The following is a 22,592-nucleotide window of genomic DNA, read 5'->3' as shown; positions in this document are numbered from 1 at the left end:
GGGTCAGCGGGTCAGCCGCGGCGGCGGCGCAGTTCGGCGGTGAGGGCGGGCAGGACCTCGGTGAGGTCCCCGACGATCCCGTAGTCGGCGAACTCGAAGACGGGGGCGTCGGGGTCGTTGTTCACCGCGACGACCGTGGCGGAGGCCGCCATGCCGCCCTTGTGGTGCACGGCGCCGGACACGCCGAGCCCGACGTACAGGCGCGGGGAGATCGTCACCCCGGTCTGCCCGACCTGGGCCTCGTGCCCGATCCAGCCCTCGTCGGTGGCGACGCGCGTGGCGCCGACGGCACCGCCGAGGACGTCGGCCAGCTCCTCGACGCCGGAGAAGTCCCCCTCGACGCCGCGGCCGCCGACGACGACGACCTCGGCCTCGGCGAGCGGGGGCCGCTCGCTCGCGGGGCGGCGGGTGCGGGAGACGACCGTGACGGCCCGGGCCGCCGCGGACGCCTCCGCGGTGCGGCGGACGACGACCGGTTCCGCCGCCCCGTCCCGCGCGAGCGCCTGCACGGCGTGCGGGGCCACGGCGACGACCGCGAGCGGACCGGTGACGGCGCAGGCGGTGTCCCAGCCGCCGGCCAGGACGGTCTTGCGGGCGGTCCAGCACCCGTCCTCGACGGCCACGCCGGAAACGCCCGTGACGACACCGGCGCCGGTGCGGACGGCCAGGCGGGCGGCCACCTCCCGCCCCTCGAACGTGGACGGGACGAGCACGAGCCCGACGACGCCGGCGGCGAGGACGGCCTGGAGCGCGTCGACGACCGAGGCCGTCAACCGGGCGTCGGCACCCGAGACCTCCACCTCGTGCACGACGTCCGCGCCGTGGGCCGCGAGCTCGGCCGCCGGAGCCCGGTCCCCCACCCACACGGCGTGGACCTCGCGGCCCAGCCCGCGGGCCAGGGTCAGCAGCTCCAGCGCGGTCGGCCGGACCGTCCCGTCGAGGTGGTCCACGAGGACGGCCACCGATCCACCGGCCTGTCCGCCGTTCTCCCTCTCGTTCACGCGAAACCCTTCTGCGACAGGTAGTCCACCAGGGCGGGCACCGTCTCGGCGTCCCCGGTGACGAGGACGCGGTCGGCCCGCTCGGGGCGTTCGGCGGCGTGCACGACCCGCGTCGCGGACCCGGCCGGGCCGACCGTGGACGGGTCGAGGCCGAGGTCGGCCAGCGACCACGTCGTCACGGGGTGCTTGCGGGCGGCCAGGATCCCCTTGAAGCCCGGGAAGCGGGCGCGGAACGCCTGGTCGGTGACCGAGAGCACCGCGGGGGCCGGCGCGGTGAGCTCCTCGACGTCGGTGGACGTCTCGCGGCGCACCGTCACCACGCCGTCGGCGACGGTGATCCGGTCGGCCAGCGTGAGCTGGGGCCAGCCCAGCAGCTCCGCGAGCGCGGCCGGGACCAGGGAGGTCAGGCCGTCGAGCGCGGCCATCCCGGCCACGACGACGTCGACGGGCGCCTCGGCGTGCAGCTCGGCGATCGCGGCCGCCAGGACCCGCGCGGTCGCCACGGCGTCCGAACCGGCCACGGCGTCGTCGCGCACGTGCACGGCCCCCGAGGCGCCCATGGCGACCCCGCGGCGCACGGCCTCCACGGCGGCGGCCGGGCCCACGGTCAGGACGGTGACGTCGTGCCCCTCACCGGGGAACCCGGCGGCCTCGGCCGTGCGCAGGCCCGCTTCGAGCGCGTCCTCGTCGAGCTCGTTGAGGGTGTCGTCGTCCCCGCCCCGGGCGAGCCGGCCGTCCGGGCGCAGGGACCGGGGCTGCTGGACGTCGGGGACGTGCTTGACGCACACCACGACCCGCACGTCAGGCCTCCCCGGCGCCCGCGCGGCGCGAGGCCTCGATCATGTCCTCGCGGGAGACGACCTTGACGCGCTCGCGGCCCCGCGGCGCACCGAGGGAGCGCTCGTAGGCGTCCAGCGTCTCCCAGTCGGTCCAGGTCAGGACCTCCACGCCCTTGCCGCGCAGGAAGTCCAGCACGGCCTGCGGGTCCGGCTGCTCGGCCCGGGCCAGACCGGCGGCGTCGGAGACCAGGTGCCGGACCGTCTCGGACGCGTCGGACTTCGTGTGCCCGATGAGGCCCACGGGACCGCGCTTGATCCAGCCGGTGCAGTAGACGCCCGGAACGGACCCGCCCTCGGGGTCGGTGACGCGGCCCTCGTGGTTGGCGATGACCCCGGCGAGGGCGTCGAACGGCACCCCCGGCAGCGGGGAACCGACGTAGCCCACCGCGCGGTAGACGGCCTGGACGTCCCAGTCGTGCAGGTCGCCCGTGCCCTCGACCGTGCCGTCGCCGACCAGGCGGGTGCGCTCGGTGCGCAGCCCCGTGACGTGCCCGTCGGGTCCGGTGACGATCTCGGCCGGGGCGTGCAGGAAGTGCAGGTGGATGCGGCGCGAGGCCGTCGAGTCCCCCTCCTTCAAGGTCCAGTCGGTGAGCGTCTTGACGACCTGCCTGGTCTGGTTGGAGGAGGCGATGGCCTGCTCGGACCCCTCGTCGAAGTCGAAGTCCTCCGGGTCCACGACGATGTCGACGTCGGGGACGTGACCGAGTTCACGCAGCTCCAGCGACGAGAACTTCACCTGCGCGGGCCCGCGGCGGGCGAAGACGTGCACGTCGGTGACCGGCGAGGCCTGGAGCACCTCGTGGACGTTGTCCGGGATCTCCGTCGGCAGGAGGTCCTCGGCGTGCTTGGCGAGGATGCGGGCCACGTCCAGGGCGACGTTCCCGGCGCCGAGGACCGCGACGCGCTCGGCCTGCAGCGGCCAGGTGCGCGGGTAGTCGGGGTGGCCGTCGTACCAGGAGACGAAGTCGGCCGCGCCGTAGCTCTCGGGGGCGTCGACCCCGGGGATCTCCAGGCGCGCGTCCTCGATCGAGCCCGTGGAGAAGATCACGGCGTCGTAGTGCCGCCGCAGGTCCTCCAGCGTGACGTCGGTGCCGAAGTCGACGTTCGTCAGGAGGCGGATGTCCCCGCGGGAGAGCACCTTCTCCAGCGCCACGACGATCTGCTTGATGCGCGGGTGGTCGGGGGCGACGCCGTACCGGACGAGGCCGAAGGGCGCGGGCAGGCGCTCGAAGAGGTCGATGCCGACGCCGTCGAACCCGGTGCCCGACAGGTCGGCCTTGGAGAGGATGTCCGAGGCGTAGATCCCGGCCGGCCCGGCTCCGACGACGGCGACGCGCAGCGAACGGTTCGAATCGGTCACAGGTCTCGGTGTCCCTCTCGGTCGGTGCAGCTGGATCGGTGGAGCGAACGTGCGTAGGCAAGCCTAACGCCGGGCGCGGGGCACGACCGCCGTCACGATGGCTGCGTGAACCACGTGGAGGACACCCCGGGCCGGACCCGCCCAGCACGCGCACGGATCGTCCACCGGTCGCGCACCCCCCGCGCCGGGACGGCCGGGGTCGCCGCGGGGCTGGCCTGCTACGGGATGTGGGGGCTGTTCCCCTTCTACTTCCACGCGCTGCGACCGGCGGGGGCGGTCGAGCTGCTGGCGTGGCGGATCGTCTTCTCCCTCGCCCTGTCCGTGGTCCTCGTCACGGTGCTGCGCCGGTGGGCGCGCGTGCTCCTCGTCCTGCGCGACCCGGCCCAGCGCGGGCTGCTCGCGCTCGCGGCGGTCGCGATCGCCGCGAACTGGGGCGTGTACGGCCTGGCCGTCGTCACCGGGCACGTCCTGGAGGCGTCGCTGGGGTACTTCGTCAACCCGCTGCTGACGGTGCTGCTGGGCGTGCTCGTGCTGCGCGAACGGCTGCGCCGGGGGCAGTGGGCGGCCGTCGGGGTGGGCCTGGTCGCGGTCCTGGTCATCACCGCCGACCTGGGGCGGCTGCCGTGGATGGCGCTGACCCTGGCCGTCTCCTTCGGCAGCTACGGCCTGCTGAAGAACCGGCTCGCCCGCCGGGGCGCGGGGGTGGACCCGCTGACGGGGCTGACGGTGGAGACGGGGGTGCTGCTCGTGCCCGCCGTCGCGGCGCTCGCCGTCCTCGGCGACCGGTTGACGTTCGCGAGCGAGGGCCCGCTGCATGCGACGCTGCTCGTCCTGGCCGGCCCCACGACGCTGGTGCCGCTCGTGCTGTTCGCGGCCGCCGCGGCCCGGGTGCCGCTGACGGTCATCGGGATGCTGCAGTACGTCACCCCCGTCCTGCAGTTCGCCGCGGCCCTACTGCTCGGGGAGACGATGCCCACCTCGCGGTGGATCGGCTTCGGCCTCGTGTGGGCGGCGCTGGCCCTGCTGACGGTGGACGTGCTGCGCCACCAGCGGCGGGCCCGGGTCCCGGAACCGGCCGGCTGACCTGGTGGTGCGCTGTGCCGCTGCGGTGGGGGCCGGTCGAGCACCAGACTGCTGACCGTGCTCCCCCCGCTCCTGGCCGGCCGCGCCCGCCGCGACCGCACCCGCCGCCTCGGCGCCGGGGCCGTCGTGCTCCTGGCGGTCCTCGGTGTCCTGTCCGCGATCACCGCCCCCGCCCGCGAACGCTTCGGCCCGCTCCTGGAGGTGCTGCCGCTCGGTGTCCCGCTGCTCGGCAAGACCGTCCTGGTCCCGGTCTCGCTGGCCCTGCTGCTGCTGGCCGGTGGCCTGCGCCGCGGGCAGCGCCTCGCGTGGGGCACGACGATCGGGCTGCTGGCGGCCTCGGTGGTGCTGCACCTGGTCAAGGGCATCGACGTGGAGGAGGCCGCGCTCGACGTCGTGGCCCTGGTCTGGCTGATCGCCAACGCCCGCGCCTTCCCCGTCCTGCCGAGCCCGGCCCGCCGGCGGCAGGCGGTCCGCGTCCTCGTCGTCGGGGCGCTCGCCACGCTGGCGGTGTCCGCGGCGCTCGTCGTGGCCGTCGGGGAGGAGCGGCACCCGCGGGAGACGACCGCCGCCGTCGTCGAACGGCTCGTCGGGGACCGGAGCCGCCCGCTGCCGCGGCTGCGCGGGGACGAGGACCACGTCTTCCTGCCGCTGCTGAACCCCTCGCTGCTGGCCCTGGGCCTGGCCCTGCTCGTCGTGCTGGCCTGGCTGCTGTTCAGCCCGCACCGGGCCCCGCAGCTCACCGCCGAGCAGCGCCTGGCCCAGCGCGAACGCGCCCGTGCGGTCGTCGACGCGCACGGCGGGGACACCCTGGACTTCTTCGCGCTGCGCGACGACAAGGACTTCTTCTTCGCCACCTACCCCGAGGGCGAGGGCGTCGTGGCGCACAGCGTCCGCAACGGCGTGTGCCTCGTCTCCCCCGACCCCATCGGGCCCGGGGAACGCCGCGGCGCGCTGCTGCTGGACTTCCTCGAGCACTGCGAGCGGTCGGGCTGGTCGGTCGCCGTCGTGGGCGCGGCGGCGGACTGGCTGCCCTCGTACGAGGCCGTCGGGCTGCGCCCGGTCTACCTCGGCGACGAGGCCGTCCTGGACTGCTCGAGGTTCTCCCTCAAGGGCTCGGCGATGAAGAGCCTGCGCGGGGCGGTGAACCGCGTCGCCAAGGCCGGGATCACCGTGGAGTTCCACGACGGCGCGACGCTGCCGGCCGCGGTGCGGCAGGAACTGCTGTCGATCTCCGGGGAGTCCCGGCACGGCGGGGCCGAACGCGGCTACTCGATGACGCTGTCGCGCCTGTTCGACCCCGCCGACACCGGCGTGCTCGTGAGCGTCGCCCGCTTCGCCGACGGTCGCCCGGCCGGGTTCGTCCAGTGGGCCCCGGCCCCGAAGGTGCAGGGCTACTCCCTCGACGTCATGCGCCGCTCGACCGCCGAGGACGTGCCCAACGGTCTGACCGACGCGCTCATCGTGGCGACGGCGACCCACCTGGCGGAGAACGGGATGCGCGGGCTCGGCCTGAACTTCGCGGTGCTGCGCGAGGTCGTCGCCGGGGAGCGCGAGGGCACGTTCGCCGACCTCGGCCGCAAGGCGCTGCACGCGCTGTCGCGCAGCGCCCAGATCGAGTCGCTGTGGAAGTTCAACGCCAAGTACGACCCGCAGTGGCGGCCGCGGTACGTCGTCCTGGACTCCGTGGAGTTCTCCGCCGCGCAGGGCTTCACGATCGCCGACGCCGAGGGCGTGGCCGAGCTGCCCGTCGTCGGCCGGTTCCTCGGGCGCCGGCCGTCGACCCCGGCCTCGGGCACGGGGTCCTGAGTGGGGCCGGCGCTGGCGGCCGCCGTCCTGGCCGCCCTGGGGTACGCGGCCGGGTCGATCCTGCAGGCCGTCGGGGTGCGCGGCGGGTCCGGGGCGGCGGCGCTGACGCGGTCCCCGCTCTACCTCACCGGCCTGGGCTGCGACGGGCTGGCGTGGCTGCTGTCCCTCGTGGCGCTGCGCCGGCTGCCGACGTTCGCGGTGCAGTCGCTGCTGGCCGGGTCGCTGGCCCTGACCGTGCTGCTCGCGCGGGCCTTCCTCGGCTCCCGGCTGCGCCCGCGCGACACCGCCGCCGTGCTGGGGCTCGTCGCGGCCCTCGCCGTCGTCGGCGGGGCCGGCACCGAGCAGCCCTCCCCCACCGTCGGGCCAGGTGGGCAGGTCGCGCTGTGCGTGGCCGCGGGGCTCGCGCTCGTCGCCGTGCTCGGGCTGCGCCGCAGCGGGTCGGCGGCCTTCGCCGGGCTCGCCGGGCTCGGCTACTCCGTCGCGGCGCTGGGGGCGCGGGCGGTGACGCTGCCGGACGCGTGGTCGCAGGCGTGGCGGGTCGGGCTCGAACCGGTGGCGTGGGCCGTGGTGGTGGCCGGGGTCGCGGGCACGCTCGGGTACGCGGCGGCGCTGGAGAAGGGCCCCGTGGGGCCGGCGACGGCGCTGCTGTGGTCGGTCGAGGTCGTCGTCCCCGCGGTCGCCGGGTTCTGGCTGCTCGGGGACGTCGTGCGGCCCGGCTGGTGGGTGCCGACCGTGGCCGCCCTGCTCGTCGTCGTCGGCTGCTCGGTCGTGCTCGCCGGGTCGCCGGCCCTCCCGGAGGAGGCGTGAGCGCGGTCCTCGCCGGCGGTGGGCCCCGGGCTCGCGCCCGCGGGTCGCTACCCCGGCGCGGGCCGGGGGGTCCTCGCGCCCGGCCGCCAGCTCAGCGCCTCCAGGACGAGCCAAGCCGAGACGGCCAGCACCTGCCAGCGCTGGGAGTCCCCACCGCCGCCGTTGCCGCCCTGGGAGAACGTCACGACCTCGTACAGCCCGCAGCCGGCCGAGACGAGCGCCGTGGGCACCGCCAGGACCTTGAGCACCCCGCGCGCCCGCCAGGCCAGCTCCCCCGCGCCCAGCACGGCCCCGGTCGTGGCCAGGACCGAGACGCCGTCGTGGACGAGCTCGGCGGTCTCCGACGAGGGCGGGCACGGGCCCAGGGACGGGGCGCAGGTGATGGGCACCAGGGCCGAGACGAACGTCCCCACCCCGAACGCCAGCAGGCACAGCGCGCGGAACCTCACGTGCCGGGCCCCCCTCGCCCCGGCCCCGCGCCACAGCAGGACCCCCAGGACGGCGCCGAGGAGACCGGAGGTCCCGTCCCCCAGCCGGAACCACACCGACCCCGGCTCCGAGGGCACCGACAGCTCGCTGACGACCCCGACGGCGAGGTCGACGCGCCCGCCGACGACGGGCTCGAGGAGGAAGTTCGCGTTGGCGACCGCGGCGAGGACGGCGAGCACCACGGCCAGCCGCACGACGGGTCGGCGCAGCGTCACCGGCCGAGCGCCGCGACGGCGTCGACGACCGCGTCCGGGCCGCCGACGTTGCCGGGGACCACGACCTGCAGCACGTCGCGGTCCCCGTCCCCGCCCTGCACCGCCATCCGCCACACGGAGATCCCGGCGGCGACCTGACCCTCGACGAGCGCCGTGTCCGCGCCGATGCCCGTGCGGGCGACCTCGGCGGCGGTGATGCCGCCCTTGCTGACGACGGCGTCGGCGTCCGGGACGAGGCGCTGCACGGCCGCCACGAGGGCCGTCATGACCGCCTCGCCGTGGGCGAGGGTGCCGTGCTCGCCGGAGCGGACGCGTTCGGTGGCCACGACGGCCACCCCGGCCGCGAGGTCGGCGCGGGCGCGCTCGGCGAGGTCCTCGCCCGCGGCGACGGGGTCGGCGAGCGCGTCGGCCGTGGGCAGGACGTGCGCAGGGCCGTGCCGCCGGGCGAGGGCCTCGAGCTGGGCGCGGGCGCCGTCGGTGTGCGACCCGCAGACCACGAGCACGTGCGGGGACCCCGGCCGCAGGGGCCGGTCGAGGAACCCCGTGCTCGTCACCCCCGCCAGCGCGGCCGCCAGCGGGGCGGCGCAGCGCACGACGACGTCCCGCCCCGGCGGCGGCGTCCAAGCGCGCACCGCGTCCGCCAGCGCCTGCACGTCGGCGTCGTCGCGCACGTCGGGCAGCAGGACGGCACCGGCGGGGGCCTCCTCGAGGGCGCGGGCGAGGGCGTCGGGCCGGGCCACGGGCACCGGGGTGCGCCCGGACTTCTCCCGCACGTACTCGCTCAGCCGGGAGCTGGTGAACCCGAACACGGGGTCGGCCGCGTACTCCGTCTCCCCCGCCGGGACGTCGCCGTCGGCGGTGCGGACCAGGTGCACGCCGTCGACGGTCGTGCGGCCACCCGCGGGGAAGGCCGGGACGAAGAGGACGACGTCGTCGGGGCCGGTGAACGCGCCCGTCTCGGCGAACACGTGCCCGCGCAGCGTGGAGTCCCCGCGCAGCACGCACCGCACCCGGGCGCCGAGGAGCCGGCCGGCCTCGCGGGCGGCGTCCCGGACCTCGGTCACGAGGGCGAGCGCCGCCGCCTCGTCGAGCGCGCGGGAGTTGGTCTGCACGTACACGCCGTCGGCCTCGCGCAGGGCCTCGTGCAGCAGCTCGGCCAGCGGCGGGTGCGGCGCCCCCCAGCGCAGCAGGACGCGCACCCCCGTCGCGGACTGCGTCCCGGTGGGGTCGTCGTCCAGGACGACGGTCTTGTGGTTCACGCCTGGCAGTAGACCAGACCCCGGCACGAGTTCTCCTGCTGCGTCCTCGTGCCGGGACACCCCCGTGCGGCAGAGTGGGTGCGGTGGACCTGCCGGTGAACCCGCCCGTCTCTCCGATGCTGGCCAGGGCCGCCGCCGCCGTCCCGGACCAGCCCGCCGACGGGCCGGCCTGGCTCTACGAGCCGAAGTGGGACGGCTTCCGCTGCATCGTGTTCCGCGACGGCGAGGAGGTCGTGCTCGGCTCGCGCACCGCCAAACCCCTCACCCGGTACTTCCCGGAGGTCGAGGACGCCGTGCGGGCCGAGCTGCCGCAGCGCTGCGTCGTGGACGGGGAGCTGTTCGTGCCGCAGCCCGACGGGGGCCGGCTGTCCTGGGAACTGCTCTCGCAGCGGGTCCACCCGGCGCGCAGCCGCGTCGAGGAGCTGTCGCGGCGGACGCCCGCGCAGTTCGTCGCCTTCGACCTGCTCGCCCTCGGCGCCGACGACCTCACCGGTGCGGGCACCGCCGAGCGCCGCGCGCGGCTCGTCGAGGCGCTCGCGGGCTGCGGCCCGGTCACCCACGTCACGACGGCCACGCGGGACGCGGCCGTGGCGGCCGGGTGGTTCACCACGTTCGAGGGGGCCGGGCTCGACGGGGTCGTCGCCAAACCCCTGGACGCGCCCTACGAGCAGGGCCGGCGGGTCATGACGAAGGTCAAGCACCGGCGGACCGCCGACTGCGTCGTCGTGGGGTACCGCCCGCACAAGAGCCTGCCCGGGGTCGGGTCGGTGCTGCTGGGGCTGCACGCCGACGACGGCGTCGCGTTCGTCGGCGGGGCCACGGCGTTCACCGCCCAGCGGCGGGTCGAGCTGCTCGAGCAGCTCGCCGCGCTGCGCACCGGCGACGAACCGGCGCGGGGTGAGGGGAACCGGTGGAACGCGCGGCGGGACGACGCGTGGATCCCGGTGCGGCGGGAACTGGTGTGCGAGGTCGAGTACGACCAGCTCGAGGGGCGGCGGTTCCGGCACAACCCGCGGTTCCTGCGGTGGCGGCCGGACAAGCCACCGGAGCAGTGCCGGCTGGACCAGCTCGACGTCCCCGCCGACCACGACCTCGCCGACGTGCTGTCGGGGGCGTCGCGGTGAACCCGCGGGCACCGGCGGAGGAGATCGACGTCGACGGCACGCCCGTGCGGCTGACCTCCCCCGACAAGCCGTACTACCCGGCGCTGGGCGAGGCCGGGACGAAGCGGCGCGTCGTGGAGTTCTACCGGCTCCTGGCCCCGGCGCTGCTGGGCGCCGTGCGGGACCGGCCCACCCACCTGCAGCGCTTCCCCGACGGGGTCGGGGGCGAGGAGGTGTACCAGAAGCGCGTCCCGCGGTCGGCCCCCGGGCACGTGGAGACCGTGCGCGTGACGTTCCCGTCGGGGCGGTCGGCGGACGTGGTCCGGCCCACGAACGCGGCCACCCTCGTCTGGGCCGCGCAGCAGTCGACGATCACCTTCCACCCGTGGCCGTGCACGGCCCCCGACGTCGACCACCCCGACGAGCTGCGCGTCGACCTCGACCCCCAGCCGGGCACGGGGTTCGCGCAGGCGCGGGCGGTGGCGCGGGACGTGCTGCGTCCCCTGCTCGCCGAGCTGGGGTGCGAGGGGTTCGTCAAGACGTCCGGCGGGCGGGGTCTGCACGTGGTCGTGGCGATCGAGCCGCGGTGGACCTTCACGCAGGTGCGCCGGGCGGGGATCGCGCTGGCCCGGGAGGTGCAGCGGCGGGCCGACGGCCTCGTCACCACCGCCTGGTGGAAGGAGGAGCGCGGCGAGGCGGTGTTCGTCGACTACAACCAGAACGCCCGCGACCGGACGATCGCGAGCGCCTACTCGCTGCGCCGGACGGCCCGGGCGACGGTGTCGGCGCCGTTGCGGTGGGAGGAGCTGACCGACGACCTCGACCCGGACGACTTCACCCTGACGACGTTCCCGGCCCGGTACGCCGAGGTGGGCGACGTGTGGGCCGACCGCGGCGGGCGGGCGCACTCGCTGGAACCGCTGCTGGCCCTGGCCGACGCCGACGCCGAGGCCGGTCTGGGGGACCTGCCGTACCCGCCGAACCACCCCAAGGTGCCGGGTGAGCCGGCGCGGGTGCAGCCGTCGCGGGCCAGGAACGCCTGACCGGGACCGACGACGGTTCAAGGTGCGCCGGGGACGGGCCGAGAGGAGAAGGTGAGCCGGGGCGCCCCGGCGCGACCCCCGGGAGCCTTCGATGCCGAGCACCGCCACCCGTCCCTCGCGCTCGCTGCTGGCCGACCGCAGCGTCCGCACCAAGGTCCTCGGCGCCCTGGGAGCGCTCGGCCTGGTGACCGTCGCCGTCAGCGCGGCCTCCCTCACCGCGCTGCACGAGGGCACGACGCGGTCGAACACCCTCTACCAGGACAGCGTCGTCGGCCTCACCGCGCTCGGGCGCGTGCACCAGGAGGAGCTGAAGACCCGGATGCTCGTGGCGCAGCACGCCGCGACGCCGGACGCGGCCGGCAAGGCCGAGGTGGCGCGGAAGATCCAGGACAGCGACGCCGAGCTCGACGACTGGGCGGGGAGGTACTCCGCGACCCCGCTGGCCGACCCGGCGGGCTGGAAGACCTTCACCGACACCTGGGCGCAGTGGCGCCAGGCCCGCGACAGCCAGCTGCTGCCGGCCTCGGACCGGGGGGACCTGGCGGGCTGGGCCGCCGCGAACTCCGCCGTCGCCCAGCCGCTGGTCAGCGGGGCCGCCGACGCGCTGGACGCCGTCGAGGCCGCCGAGGACCGCGACGCCGAGGCCAACGCGCAGACCGCCGCCTCCGACTCCGCGCGCTCGCGCACCCTCGTCCTGGCCGGGCTGGTGCTCGGGCTGGGGCTGGCCACCGCGATCGCCCTGGCCGTCGTGCGCTCCATCACCCGCCCGCTGCACGAGGTGTCGCGCTCGCTGGAGGCCATGGCGGCCGGGGACCTCACCGTCACCGCGCACGTCGACAGCCGCGACGAGGTCGGGCAGATGGCCGCCTCCCTGGAGAAGGCGCGGGACAGCGTGCGCGGGACGGTGGCCGCGATCGCCTCGTCGTCGGCGTCCCTGGCCGCCGCCTCGACGCAGCTGGCCGCCGACAGCGAACGCATCGGCGCGACCGCCGGGCAGACGGCCGCCGTGGCCGCGGACGCCGCGGAGACCGCGGCCACCGTCGCCGCCAGCGTCGCGACCGTCGCCGCGGGTGCCACCGAGATGCAGGCCGCCATCCGCGACATCGCCTCCGGTGCCTCCGAGGCCACCGCGGTCGCGGCCCGCGCCGACGACCTGGCCGGCCGGGCCGGGGAGACCGTCGCCCGCCTGGGGGTCAGCTCCACCCAGATCGGCGACGTCGTCAAGGCCATCACCGCGATCGCCGAGCAGACGAACCTGCTGGCGCTCAACGCCACCATCGAGGCGGCGCGGGCCGGCGAGGCCGGCAAGGGTTTCGCCGTCGTCGCCGGTGAGGTGAAGGAGCTGTCCGCCCAGACCGCCCGCGCGACCGAGGACATCGCCTCCCGCGTCGGGTCCATCCAGGCCGACACCGCCGAGGCGGTGCGGGCCATCGAGAGCATCGCCGAGGTCGTCGGCGAGATCAGCAACCACCAGACGACCATCGCCTCGGCCGTCGAGGAGCAGTCCGCGACGACGGCCGAGATGAGCCGCAGCGTCGGTGAGGCCGCCGCCGGGTCGGAGTCGATCTCGGCGGGGATCCGCGGGATCACGGGCTCGGCCCGGACGACGGCCGAGGTCGTCACCGGCACCCGCGCCGCGACGGACGACCTGCACCGGATGGCGGGTGAGCTCAGCGCCCTCGTCGGCCGCTTCCGCGTCTGACCCCCGCCAGCAGCTCCGCCGCACCGTCGCGGGACCGGGCGCGGGACCGGGGGCGCCCGACCGGGACGGGCCTCAGGCCACCCGGTCCGCGACGGTGGCGGCGTACGCCTCGAGCGCCTCGCGGGCGGGCGACGGTGGCAGGGCGGTGAGGTGGGTGGCGGCGCGGTGGGCCCACTCGCGGGCGGTGGCGCGGGCGGCCTCGGTGGCGGGGTGGGCGCGCAGGGCGGCGACGGCCTCGGCCAGCACGTCGTCGGCGGCCAGGCGGCCGGAGTCGAGGAGGTCGACGACGGCGCGGGCGGCGGCGTCGCCCTCGGCGGCGGCGCGGCGCGCGAGCAGGACCGGCAGCGTCGGGACGCCCTCGCGCAGGTCGGTGCCGGGGCGCTTGCCGGACTCCCCGGCGTCGCTGGCCAGGTCGAGCACGTCGTCGGCGAGCTGGAAGGCGACGCCGACGTCCTCGCCGTAGCGGACCATGGCCTGCACGACCTCCTCGGACCCGCCCGCGAACAGCGCGCCGAAGCGGCCGGCGGTGGCGATGAGCGAGGCCGTCTTGTCGCTGAGGACGTCGAGGTAGTGCCGCACCGGGTCCTCGTCCGGACGCGGCCCGACGGTCTCGTGCAACTGCCCCAGGCACAGCCGCTCGAACGTCGCCGCCTGCAGCAGCACGGCCTCCGGGCCGAGCGCGGCGACCACGTTCGAGGCGCGGGCGAAGAGCAGGTCACCGATGAGGATGGCCGTGTTGTTGCCGTAGAGCTGTTGCGCCGCAGGCGCTCCGCGTCGGGTGGGCGCGGAGTCCATGACGTCGTCGTGGTACAGCGAGGCGAGGTGGGTCAACTCGCACACGACCGCCGCCTCCAGGACGTCGCCGGGCACGACCGCGGCGCCCGGGGCGGCCAGGTGGGCCCCCAGCAGGGTCAGCATGGGCCGCACGCGCTTGCCGCCGGCCTCGACGAGGTGGCGGGCGGGGGCGTCGGCGATCGGGTCGGTGGTGCTGACGGCCTGGCGCAGCCGCACCTCGACCGCGTCGAGGCCCTCGCGCAGCGCGTCCTCCAGGGCCGGGTCGGTGGTCGGCAACCCGCCCTGCCCCGCGGTCGTGCCGGTGGTGTTGACGGACGTGTTCACGAGGCAGGGGCCAATCGCTTCAGCGCCACGACCACCCGGTCGGTGGCGTCCTTCGACGTCGGGTCGGCCAGGTTGGCCAGGAGCTTCACGACCAGCTTCATCAGGCCCGGGCGCGGCAGCCCGAAGCGGGTCGCGACGCGCATGACCTCGGGGTGGCCGATGAGGGAGACGAACACGCGACCCAGCGTGTAGTACCCACCCAGGTCCGCGCGAACCGCAGCGGGGTAGGACTGCAGGGCGCGCTCGCGGGCGCGCTCGTCGGTGGCGGCCAGGGCGTCGTCGACGGCCCGCGCCGCGAGGCGCCCGGACTGCATGGCGTAGGCGATGCCCTCGCCGTTGAACGGGTTGACCATGCCGCCGCAGTCGCCGATGAGCACGAGCCCGCGCGTGTAGTGCGGCGTGCGGTTGAAGGCCATCGGCAGCGCCGCCCCGCGGATCGGGCCCACCTGGTCCTCCTCGCGGAACCGCCACTCGGGGGGCATCCCGGACACCCAGCGCCGCAGCAGGTCCCGGTAGTCGACGTCGCCGGAGCCGGGGTCCAGGACGCCGAGGCCGACGTTCGAGGTGCCGTCGCCGACGCCGAAGACCCAGCCGTAGCCGGGCAGCAGCGGGCCGGCGGAGCTGTCGGCCTCGCGCAGCTCCATCCACGCCTCCATCCAGTCGTCGTCGTGACGGGGGCTGGTGAAGTAGGTGCGGACGGCGATGCCGAGCGGGCGGTCGTCGCGCTTGGCCAGGCCCATCGACAGCGCGAGGCGACCGCCGACCCCGTCGGCCGCGACGACGACGGGCGCGCGGTAGGTGCGGGCATCGCCGGCCTTGCGGCCCTTCTCGTCGACCGGGCGGGCGGTGACGCCGACGACGTGCCCGGTGCGCTCGTCGAGGACGGGACCGGTGACGCTCGTGCGCTCGGCGACGGTCGCGCCCCCGGCGCGGGCGTGCTCGACGAGGGCCTGGTCGAAGCTCGAGCGCGTCGCGACGAGGCCGTAGGAGGGGAAGTCGGTGATCTCGGGCCACGGGACCTGCATCCGCACCCCGCCGCCGAGCAGTCGCAGCCCCTGGTTGCGGATCCAGCCCTCGGAGGTTCCGGTGCGCAGGCCGAGCTGGTCGAGCTCGTGGACGGCCCGCGGGGTCAGGCCGTCGCCGCAGACCTTCTCGCGCGGGAAGGAGGACTTCTCGAGCACCAGGACGCGCCGGCCGGCGTCGGCGAGGTGGCGCGCCAGCGTCGCGCCGGCCGGCCCGGCCCCGACGACGAGCACGTCCGCGTCCTGCGTCTCCATCACCCCTCCGCTCGTGAAAGTTTTCACGAAGTCTAGTCGCCCCCGTCAGCCCACGGCGCGCACGGCCCGGTGCATCGCGACGACCCCGAAGGACAGGTTGCGCCAGGCGACGCGCTCCCAGCCGGCCGCACCGATGCGCAGGGCCAGCTCGGCCTGGTCCGGCCACGCGTCGATGGAGTCGACGAGGTAGCTGTACGCCTCCCCGTGCGAGCTCACCAGCCGCGCCACCCGCGGCAGCCCGTGGTGCAGGTACGTGGTGTACGCCTTGCGCAGCAACGGGTTCGGGATCGTCGAGAACTCGCAGACGACGAGCCGGCCGCCGGGGCGGACGACGCGCGCCATCTCGCGCAGCCCCGCGTCCGGGTCGACGACGTTGCGCAGCCCGAAGGAGATCGTGGCCGCGTCGAAGACCCCGTCGGCGAACGGCAGGCGCGTCGCGTCGCCCACGACGAAGCCGAGGTCGGGGCGGCGGCGCTTGCCCGCGTGGACCATCCCGACCGAGAAGTCGCACGGGACCACGCGCACCCCGCGGTCGGCGAACGGTTCGCTGGAACGGCCCGTGCCGGCCGCGAGGTCGAGCACGGTCTCCCCCGGGCGGGCGTCGACGGCCCGCAGGACGGCCCGGCGCCACAGCCGGTCCTGACCGGCGGACAGGACGTCGTTCGTGCGGTCGTACCTCTGCGCGACGTCGTCGAACATGCCCGCGACCTGCGCCGGTCGCTTGCTGAGGTCGGCCAGGTCGTGCCGGGTCGAGACGTCGGGGGTGCCCACCCCTCCAGTCTCGCAGCCGCCGGCGGTCCCGCCGTCCCGGTCACCGGCCGGGAGCGGTGATCCCGGACACCCCGCCCGACGGGCCGTCACACGCTCCCGCGCGGCAGACGGCTCGCCGACCCCCTCCACGGGACGGAAGTGGTCGATCGAGGCCCGCCCGGGGGTCGCCGATGGGATGATCATCGCGCGTCGACCCTGACGCGCTCCGCCTCCCCGGTCGTGCCGTTCCGGGGATCCGCACCGGCCGTCCGCGCCACCGCACCACCCACGTCGCCACCCCGGCCCGAGCCCCGCGGCCGGCGAGAACCTCCGGAGCGTCCCCGGCATGTGCCCCGCCCGTCCCGACCAGGCCGCTCGCCGGGCCGGGCTCCGTGCGCCGCAGCGACGAGACCGGGGACCGCGTCCGCCGCTGCGGGGTCGCCGCACGGCCCTGCTGGCGCCCGCCGCGCTCGTCGTCACCTGCACGTGGAGCCTCGTCACCAGCCGCACGGACGCCTTCGACGCGGGCGTCCTCGCGCTGGAGGTCGCCGCGACGGCCGCCCCGGTGGGGTGCGCGCTCCTGACCCGCACCGCCCACGCCCGCCGGGCGCTGCTCCTCCTGTCCGCCTACTTCGGCCTGACGCTGCTCGGCGACGGCTACTGGCTGCTGAGCGTGGCCCCCGGCGGTCCGGACTACACCGCGGGTGAGGTCGAACCGGGCTTCACCGTCGCCACCCAGATCGTGCGCTACCTGGCGCTGGTGCTCCTGGTGCACCTCGCCGTTCCCCCCGGCCCCGGGCCCGGTGGTCGAGCGGCACCCCCCTCTGCGCGGGCGGCCGACGCGGCGCCCACACCCCGGGCCGGACGAGGACGGAGGACCGGACGCGGGGGGCCGGACCGCAGCTCGGCCCTGGTGCTGCTGCAGGCCGGCGCCAGCACCGCCGCCGTCGTCCTGCTGGTCACCCCCGTGGGAACGATCGTGGCGGAAGGCAAGAGCTACTCCGTCTACTCCTTCTTCGACCTCGTCGTCACCGCCGTCGCCGCCGCCGTCGTGGGGCGCGCCCTCGCCGCCCCGGCTCGCCCGCCTCGTCGGCAGCTGCGTCAGCTGGTCGCCACCGCGACCGGTGTCGTCGGGCTCGTGCTCGGGGACGCGCTCACAGCGGTGGGCCTGGCCCGCGCCTCGTCCCCCGGCTGGACGGCCGGGGTGGTCTTCGCGGTGACCGGGGCGGTGGTCGTCATGGTCACGTGGCTGCACCCCGCGCCGCGCCCCACCGGCCCGGAGTCCGCCCTGCCGCCGCCCCCGGTGCGCTCCCACCCCCGTCTGGGCGTCACCGCCGCCGTCGTCGTGCAGCTCGTCCTGCCGGTGGTCATCACCGTCCTCGCCACGGCGCACGTGGTGACCGCCCAGCGCGGCGGCGGGGACGAGGTGCAGGCGGCGACCGTCGGGACGGCCGCGGCGGCGGTGGCGCTGTCCCTGCTGCACGCCGGGCTCCGGCTGGTGCGTGCCCACCGGGACGAGCAGCACGCCGCCGCCGCGGGTCGGGACGAGCTCACCGGCGCCTACACGCGCCGCGGGTTCACGGCCTTCGCCCTCCGCCACCTCCACGAACACCACCACCCCGCGGGCCGCCACCCGGCGCCCGGCGGCCACCCCCGAGCCGGGCTCGTCCCGGCGCAGGCCGGGCCGGCGCCGACCGACGGCTGGAGCGTCGCACTGCTGGACCTCGACGGCTTCAAAGCCGTCAACGACACCTTCGGCCACGACGCCGGTGACACGGTGCTCCGCGTCGTGGCCCAGCGCGCCGCGGAGGTCATCGACGGACACGGCATCCTCGCGCGCTTCGGCGGCGACGAGTTCGTGGCTCTCCTCGACACGGGACCTCCTGCTTCGACGTCCACCCGGCAGCTGCTGCACCGGCTGGAGGAGGCCGTCACGGGACCGATCACCCTGCAGGGCAGTGGCGAGGACATCACCGTCGGCGTCTCCATCGGGGTCGCCGCGGTCCTGCCCCCGGGCCGGGGCGAGGACGTGAGCGCCGCCTTGAAGCAGGCGGACGACGGCATGTACAGGCAGAAGCGCCGCCACCACCCGTGACGCCGGGGGCCGCCTCCGTCAGGCGTCGAGGACGGCGGCGCGCACGGCGGCGGCGACGCGCTCCAGGCGCGGGCGGACCGCCGCGCGGTCGGTGCGCAGCTCCACCACGCGCAGGCCCGCGGGCGCGGCGGCCAGGACGGTGGCCGCCTCGGCGCGGGTGCGCGGGCGCACGTGCGGGACGCCGTAGGCGGCGCACAGGGCGGCCACGTCCACGCCGTGGGGCGTGGCGACGACGCGCTCGAACGTGGGGCGCGCCACGACCGCGGCGTGCTCCAGCGTCTCGAAGATCCCGCCGCCGTCGTCGTTGACGAGGACGACGGTGAGGTCCGGGCGCCGCTCCCCCGGCACCGGCAGCAGCGCGTTGACGTCGTGCAGGAACGCCAGGTCACCCACGAGCAACCGGGTCGGCCCCAGCACCGTCGCGACGCCCTCGGCCGTGGCCAGCGTCCCGTCGATGCCCGCCAGTCCCCGGTTGGAGACCGTCCGCACCCCCAGGGGGTGCCCGGCGAGGTCGACGTCGCGCACGGCGTTGCTGGCCGCCACGACGAGCACCGAGCGGTCGGCGGCGCAGGCGCGGACGACCTCGCGGGCCGCCCAGGGGCCCGCGAGCGCCGTCTCCTCGTCGACGACGGCGTCCACGGCGTCGGCCGCGAGCTTGGCGGCGCGGTCCCAGCGGGCGGCGAACTCCTGCTCGCCGGGTTCGGGGCGCCCGGCGACGGTGGCGGCCGGGACGACGCGGGCGGCCCGGAAGCCGGCGTCGGGCCAGGTGCCGGCGGGGCTGACGACGACGAGCTCGACGTCGTCGCGGGCCAGCAGCCGGGTCACGGGCCGCGACAGCGTGGGGTGGCCGAACAGGACGACCCGCTCGACGTCGCCGAGGCGTCCTTGGGAGTCCTCGGCGTCCAGCAGCAGCCGGTAGGGCCCGACGGCGCGCTCCCCGCCCCGGGCCCCGGAGCTGGGCTCGGCCAGCAGCGGCCAGCCGGCGTGCTCGGCCAGCTCGCGGGCGGCGCGGCCGGTCGCGGGGTCGGGGGCGTCGCCGGCCAGGACGAGGGTGCGGGGTCCGCGGTCCAGCACGACCGGCTGCGGCGCAGCGGGTCCGGTGACGACCGTCAGCCCCGTGGTCGAGGCCGGCGGGACGTCCGGGGAAGGCGTCAGCGGGTCGGAGAAGCCCACGTCGAGGTGCACCGGCCCCGGGCCGTCACCGCGCAGCCCGCGGGCGGCGGCCACGGCGCGGGAGACGACCGAGCGCCAGGCGGGGGCCTGCGCGGCGGGGTCGACGGGGGCGGGCAGGTCGGCGCTGTAGCGGACCGAGGGCAGGAACACCCGCGCCTGGGCGTCGGCGGTCTGGCTGGCCCCGGACCCGCGCAGCTCGTGCGGGCGGTCCGCCGACAGCACGACGAGCGGGACGCCGGCGTGGTGGGCCTCCAGGACGGCCGGGTGCAGGTTGGCGACCGCGGTCCCGCTCGTCGTCACGACGGCCACCAGCTCGCCCGCGCGGGCCAGGCCGAGGGCCAGGAACCCGGCGCTGCGCTCGTCGACGCGCACGTGCAGCCGCAGCCGGCCCTCGTCGGCGGCGCGGGCGGCCGCGTAGGCCAGGGGCGCGCTGCGCGAGCCGGGGCTGAGGACGAGGTGGCGCAGACCGAGGCGGACGAAGGCGTCGAGGAGGACCGTCGCGAGGGCGGTCGAGGGGTTCACCCCTCCATGGTGCGCCCGCGAGCGTGTGGGAGCCTGCCGCGGTGACCGCAACGCCCCCGACCGTCGAGGAGATCCTCGCCACCTTCGCGCGGGACACGCTCGTGGACCGCCTCGGCATCCGGTTCCTGGAGATGAGCCCGCAGCGCCTCGTCGCCACGATGCCCGTGGCGGGGAACACCCAGGTCGCTGGGTTCCTGCACGGCGGTGCGAGCTGCGCGCTGGCCGAGACGCTCGGCTCCGTCGGGGCCTACCTGCACGTGTGGCCCGGCGGTCTCGCGCTCGGCACGGACATCAACGCCACCCACCACCGCTCGGTGCGCTCGGGCGTGGTGACGGGAGTCGCGACCGCGATCTCGCTGGGACGCACGCTGACCAGTCACGAGGTCGTCGTCTCCGACGAGGACGGCCGGCGGCTGTGCACGGCGCGCATCACGAACTACGTGCGGGCGGCCGAGCCGTCCTGACGGCTCAGGAGCCCAGCACGGCCCCCACGACCCCCGGCAGCGACTGCCCGGCGCGCGGTCGCAGGGGTGCGCGCCGCACGAGCCGGGCGAGCGCGAGCACGTACCAGTGCACGGGCACCGGCGGCCGGGGAACGGCCCCCAGGGCGCGGTGAGCCGCACGGGCAGGTCGCGGAACCACCCCTGGGACGCCTCGGCCGTCCGGATCGGCCCGCGGCACAGCACGAACGCCGCGAACCCGAGGACGAGCAGACCGCAGGTGGACGACAGCGGCCCGGCCGGGGACGGCACGAGACCGGCCACGACGGCGGCCAGGACGGTCAGCACCGCGACCTGCACCCGGTACCGGCGCACGGCGTGCCGCACGACGGGGGCCTCGGCCCGCTCGCGCGGGACGGCGACCCCGAGCGGCAGCGTGCGGGCCGCCAGCGCCCGCACCGACGGCAGCGGCGCCCCGACCGGGAGGGCACCGGCGGCACCACCCACGACACACCTCCACCTGTCACACCACAGTGGTGCAGGTGGGACAGGAGAGCGAGGGTCAGACCCGGCGCGGACGCCCGGGCAGGAACTGCTCGACGCGGGCGACGGCGAACCCGATGCGCGGCAGGTCGGCCGTGCGCTCGAAGCAGACGAAGCGCGGCACCCAGCACGGCTGGTACTTGGCGTTGCTGCGGTACAACTGCTCGAGCTGCCAGGCGCGCGAGAACACGACGAGCACGCGGTACCACAGGCGCAGGACGGGACCCGCGCCCAGCCGCGAGCCCCGGTCGAACACCGACCGGAACACCGCGAAGTTCAGCGAGATGCGCGCCAGCGCGTGCTCGCGGGCGAAGGCCACGACGTCGGTGACGACGAGCTCGACCGTGCCGTTCGGGGCCCCGGGCCGCCGGCGCATGAGGTCCAGCGACACCCCGTGCTCGCCCCACGGGACGAACGTCAGTACCGCGAGCAGCTCCCCTCCGGCCGCCCGCGCCGTCGCCACCAGCAGGTCCGGGTCCGCGCCGTCGCCCAGGCGCCCCAGCGCCATCGAGAAGCCGCGCTCGCGCCCCTCGCGCCAGGCGGCCGCGCACGCGGCGATCTCCTCAAGCTCACCGGCCGGCACGTCCCGCTGCCGGCGGACGGCGACCCGCGTCCCGCCGCGGCGCGCGCGGTTGACGGCCTGGCGCAGCGAGCGGACCGCACGGCCCTCCAGGCTGAACCCCGCCACGTCCAGCACGGCCTCGTCCCCGACCTCCAGGACCTGCAGCCCGGCCCGGTGGTAGACCGCGGCCCCCGCCTCCGACGTGCCGACGACGGCCGGGACCCACGCGTGCGCGGCGAGCTGGTGGCGCCAGGCCTCCACGGCTGCGGGCCAAGACGTCTCGTTGCCCACCGGGTCACCGCTGGCGACGCTCACCCCGCCGACGACGCGGTGCACCACGGCGGCCCGCCCGTTGGGGGCGAAGACGGCCGTCTTGTCGCGGCGCAGGCTGAAGTAGCCGAGCGCGTCTCCCTCGCCCTCCGTCGCCAGCAGGTGCCGCAGCCGGTCCTCGTCGGCGCCGAGGGCCGCGGGGTCGGCGGCGGGCTGGAAGAGGAACCAGGTGACGAGCAGGACGAGCACCGTCCCGGCGGCGTTGAGGACGACGTCCACCCACCCGGGGACGAGCACCCCGTCGGGGAAGATCACGAAGCTGTCGACCGAGACGAGCGTGCCGGCGGCGGCGTACCAGAGGCGCTCGAACAGCCCGCCCGCGCGCTCCTGCGCCGCCACGACGAGCGCCGTGCCGACCACGAGCCACACCGCGAACGCCCCGCCCCCGGTGCGGACCGCCTGACGCACCCCCCACCGGGACGGCAGCACGGTGAACCACGGGCGCGCCAGCGCCAGGACGCCCAGCACGGCGAGCTGCACCAGCAGCAGACCCAGCGGCAGCGCGACCTCGTCCAGCGCGCCCCACAGGACGTTGAAGACGGCGTTGAGACCGGTGACGACGACGGCCGTCCACCAGGCGGCCCGCTTGCGCCGGGCCAGGGACCGGGCCAGGAGCAGCAGGACCGTCCCGTACCCCAGGCTGGGCCAGCTCGTGGCGAAGACGAGGTCCACGACGACCGGACGGGCCCGCTGGGCACCGTCCGACAACGGGGCGTGCACGGCCATCGCCAGCGACAGCACCCCCGAGAGCAGGAAGACCCACGTGGTGGTCCGGGCCGCGACCCGCACCGCGACCCGCGCGGCGCCCGCCCGGGTCCGGCCCGCCCACCGCCCCTCCGGCGCCCCCGCGACCCGCTCCGCGACCCGCACCTCGCCGCGCACGTCCGTGCTCACGACTCCGCCTCCCCCCGCGGTCCCCCGCGGTTCCCCCCGACGGCCCGGACCCCGGGCCGTTCCCCTCGACGGTGCCCGACAGGGGGGTGCCGGCGCGTCAGCCCGCGGGAGGGACCACCGGGCTCGGCACCCCCCTCCGACGGCGGGGGTGCCTCCCCCCGGGGGACGACGGGCACGCAC

Annotated in this window: 18 protein-coding genes; 8 read left to right on the top strand and 10 right to left on the bottom strand. The window is 76.5% G+C overall.

Annotated elements, in window-relative coordinates:
- Positions 1-11 precede the first annotated feature (11 nt).
- The 3 genes from AB2L28_RS10075 to AB2L28_RS10065 are packed head-to-tail and all read right to left on the bottom strand — an operon-like array spanning position 12 to position 3,200.
- The gene (locus tag AB2L28_RS10075; protein ID WP_370718625.1) at positions 12-1,001 is read right to left on the bottom strand and encodes an electron transfer flavoprotein subunit alpha/FixB family protein; all 990 of its coding nucleotides are present in this window, start codon (positions 999-1,001) and stop codon (positions 12-14) included.
- On the bottom strand, positions 998-1,801 hold the full coding sequence (locus AB2L28_RS10070) for an electron transfer flavoprotein subunit beta/FixA family protein (RefSeq protein ID WP_370718624.1): 804 nt from the start codon (positions 1,799-1,801) through the stop codon (positions 998-1,000). The genes AB2L28_RS10075 and AB2L28_RS10070 overlap by 4 nt, the downstream gene beginning before the upstream one ends.
- Before the next feature lies 1 nt (position 1,802).
- On the bottom strand, positions 1,803-3,200 hold the full coding sequence (locus tag AB2L28_RS10065; protein WP_370718623.1) for an FAD-dependent oxidoreductase: 1,398 nt from the start codon (positions 3,198-3,200) through the stop codon (positions 1,803-1,805).
- Between the two features lie 105 nt (positions 3,201-3,305).
- Here AB2L28_RS10065 and rarD point away from each other — a divergent pair, with 105 nt between their 5' ends.
- The 3 genes from rarD to AB2L28_RS10050 are packed head-to-tail and all read left to right on the top strand — an operon-like array spanning position 3,306 to position 6,896.
- Positions 3,306-4,283 (top strand): EamA family transporter RarD, encoded by a 978-nt coding sequence (rarD, locus tag AB2L28_RS10060; protein WP_370718622.1) that lies wholly within the window; start codon positions 3,306-3,308, stop codon positions 4,281-4,283.
- 57 nt (positions 4,284-4,340) lie between these two features.
- The gene (locus AB2L28_RS10055) at positions 4,341-6,089 is read left to right on the top strand and encodes a bifunctional lysylphosphatidylglycerol flippase/synthetase MprF (RefSeq protein ID WP_370718621.1); all 1,749 of its coding nucleotides are present in this window, start codon (positions 4,341-4,343) and stop codon (positions 6,087-6,089) included.
- Complete coding sequence (locus AB2L28_RS10050; RefSeq protein ID WP_370718620.1) at positions 6,090-6,896, top strand: hypothetical protein; 807 nt, start codon at positions 6,090-6,092, stop codon at positions 6,894-6,896.
- A gap of 47 nt (positions 6,897-6,943) precedes the next feature.
- Here the strand turns inward: AB2L28_RS10050 and AB2L28_RS10045 are convergent, their stop codons facing one another.
- A complete protein-coding gene (locus AB2L28_RS10045; RefSeq protein WP_370718619.1) occupies positions 6,944-7,600 on the bottom strand; it encodes a DUF998 domain-containing protein in 657 nt (218 codons plus the stop codon).
- Entirely contained in the window at positions 7,597-8,859 is a 1,263-nt protein-coding gene (locus AB2L28_RS10040; RefSeq protein ID WP_370718618.1) for a four-carbon acid sugar kinase family protein, read from the bottom strand. Before AB2L28_RS10040 ends, AB2L28_RS10045 begins: the two co-directional genes overlap by 4 nt.
- Positions 8,860-8,942: 83 nt before the next feature.
- Here AB2L28_RS10040 and AB2L28_RS10035 point away from each other — a divergent pair, with 83 nt between their 5' ends.
- The 3 genes from AB2L28_RS10035 to AB2L28_RS10025 all read left to right on the top strand — a co-directional run bounded on the left by AB2L28_RS10035 (position 8,943) and on the right by AB2L28_RS10025 (position 12,707).
- Positions 8,943-9,983: an ATP-dependent DNA ligase gene (locus AB2L28_RS10035; RefSeq protein WP_370718617.1), complete on the top strand. Its 1,041-nt coding sequence runs from the start codon at positions 8,943-8,945 to the stop codon at positions 9,981-9,983.
- On the top strand, positions 9,980-11,005 hold the full coding sequence (ligD, locus tag AB2L28_RS10030) for a non-homologous end-joining DNA ligase (RefSeq protein WP_370718616.1): 1,026 nt from the start codon (positions 9,980-9,982) through the stop codon (positions 11,003-11,005). Before AB2L28_RS10035 ends, ligD begins: the two co-directional genes overlap by 4 nt.
- A gap of 91 nt (positions 11,006-11,096) precedes the next feature.
- Positions 11,097-12,707 (top strand): methyl-accepting chemotaxis protein, encoded by a 1,611-nt coding sequence (locus AB2L28_RS10025; RefSeq protein WP_370718615.1) that lies wholly within the window; start codon positions 11,097-11,099, stop codon positions 12,705-12,707.
- A gap of 72 nt (positions 12,708-12,779) precedes the next feature.
- On the opposite strand, the gene AB2L28_RS10020 is transcribed toward AB2L28_RS10025, so the two are convergent.
- Genes AB2L28_RS10020 through AB2L28_RS10010 form a run of 3 tightly spaced genes read right to left on the bottom strand, consistent with a single transcriptional unit; the run spans position 12,780 to position 15,874 of the window.
- Positions 12,780-13,826: a polyprenyl synthetase family protein gene (locus tag AB2L28_RS10020; RefSeq protein WP_370718614.1), complete on the bottom strand. Its 1,047-nt coding sequence runs from the start codon at positions 13,824-13,826 to the stop codon at positions 12,780-12,782.
- A complete protein-coding gene (locus AB2L28_RS10015) occupies positions 13,823-15,103 on the bottom strand; it encodes a geranylgeranyl reductase family protein (protein WP_370718839.1) in 1,281 nt (426 codons plus the stop codon). Before AB2L28_RS10015 ends, AB2L28_RS10020 begins: the two co-directional genes overlap by 4 nt.
- A 45-nt stretch (positions 15,104-15,148) precedes the next feature.
- Positions 15,149-15,874 carry a demethylmenaquinone methyltransferase gene (locus tag AB2L28_RS10010; RefSeq protein ID WP_370718613.1) on the bottom strand — a complete coding sequence of 242 codons (726 nt, stop codon included), beginning with the start codon at positions 15,872-15,874 and terminating at the stop codon, positions 15,149-15,151.
- A 325-nt stretch (positions 15,875-16,199) separates the two neighbouring features.
- Here AB2L28_RS10010 and AB2L28_RS10005 point away from each other — a divergent pair, with 325 nt between their 5' ends.
- A complete protein-coding gene (locus AB2L28_RS10005; RefSeq protein WP_370718612.1) occupies positions 16,200-17,948 on the top strand; it encodes a GGDEF domain-containing protein in 1,749 nt (582 codons plus the stop codon).
- Between the two features lie 18 nt (positions 17,949-17,966).
- Here the strand turns inward: AB2L28_RS10005 and menD are convergent, their stop codons facing one another.
- Entirely contained in the window at positions 17,967-19,643 is a 1,677-nt protein-coding gene (gene menD, locus AB2L28_RS10000; protein ID WP_370718611.1) for a 2-succinyl-5-enolpyruvyl-6-hydroxy-3-cyclohexene-1-carboxylic-acid synthase, read from the bottom strand.
- Positions 19,644-19,684: 41 nt separating this feature from the next.
- Between menD and AB2L28_RS09995 the strand changes: the two genes are divergently transcribed.
- Positions 19,685-20,107, top strand: a complete 423-nt coding sequence (locus tag AB2L28_RS09995; RefSeq protein WP_370718610.1) for a hotdog fold thioesterase — start codon at positions 19,685-19,687, stop codon at positions 20,105-20,107.
- Between the two features lie 538 nt (positions 20,108-20,645).
- On the opposite strand, the gene AB2L28_RS09990 is transcribed toward AB2L28_RS09995, so the two are convergent.
- Positions 20,646-22,412 (bottom strand): phosphatidylglycerol lysyltransferase domain-containing protein, encoded by a 1,767-nt coding sequence (locus AB2L28_RS09990; protein ID WP_370718609.1) that lies wholly within the window; start codon positions 22,410-22,412, stop codon positions 20,646-20,648.
- Positions 22,413-22,592 lie beyond the last annotated feature (180 nt).

This window comes from Kineococcus mangrovi, from assembly GCF_041320705.1.
GTDB classification, from domain to species: domain Bacteria; phylum Actinomycetota; class Actinomycetes; order Actinomycetales; family Kineococcaceae; genus Kineococcus; species Kineococcus mangrovi.
Note: the sequence above shows the minus strand (reverse complement) of the source record. Positions and strands in the feature narration are given on the sequence as shown.

Bases quoted from the DNA above. Each gene is read 5' to 3' on its own strand.
- AB2L28_RS10025 (WP_370718615.1), top strand. From the start codon at position 11,097: ATGCCGAGCACCGCCACCCGTCCCTCGCGCTCGCTGCTGGCCGACCGC.
- AB2L28_RS10015 (WP_370718839.1), bottom strand. From the start codon at position 15,103: ATGGAGACGCAGGACGCGGACGTGCTCGTCGTCGGGGCCGGGCCGGCC.
- AB2L28_RS10005 (WP_370718612.1), top strand. From the start codon at position 16,200: ATGTGCCCCGCCCGTCCCGACCAGGCCGCTCGCCGGGCCGGGCTCCGT.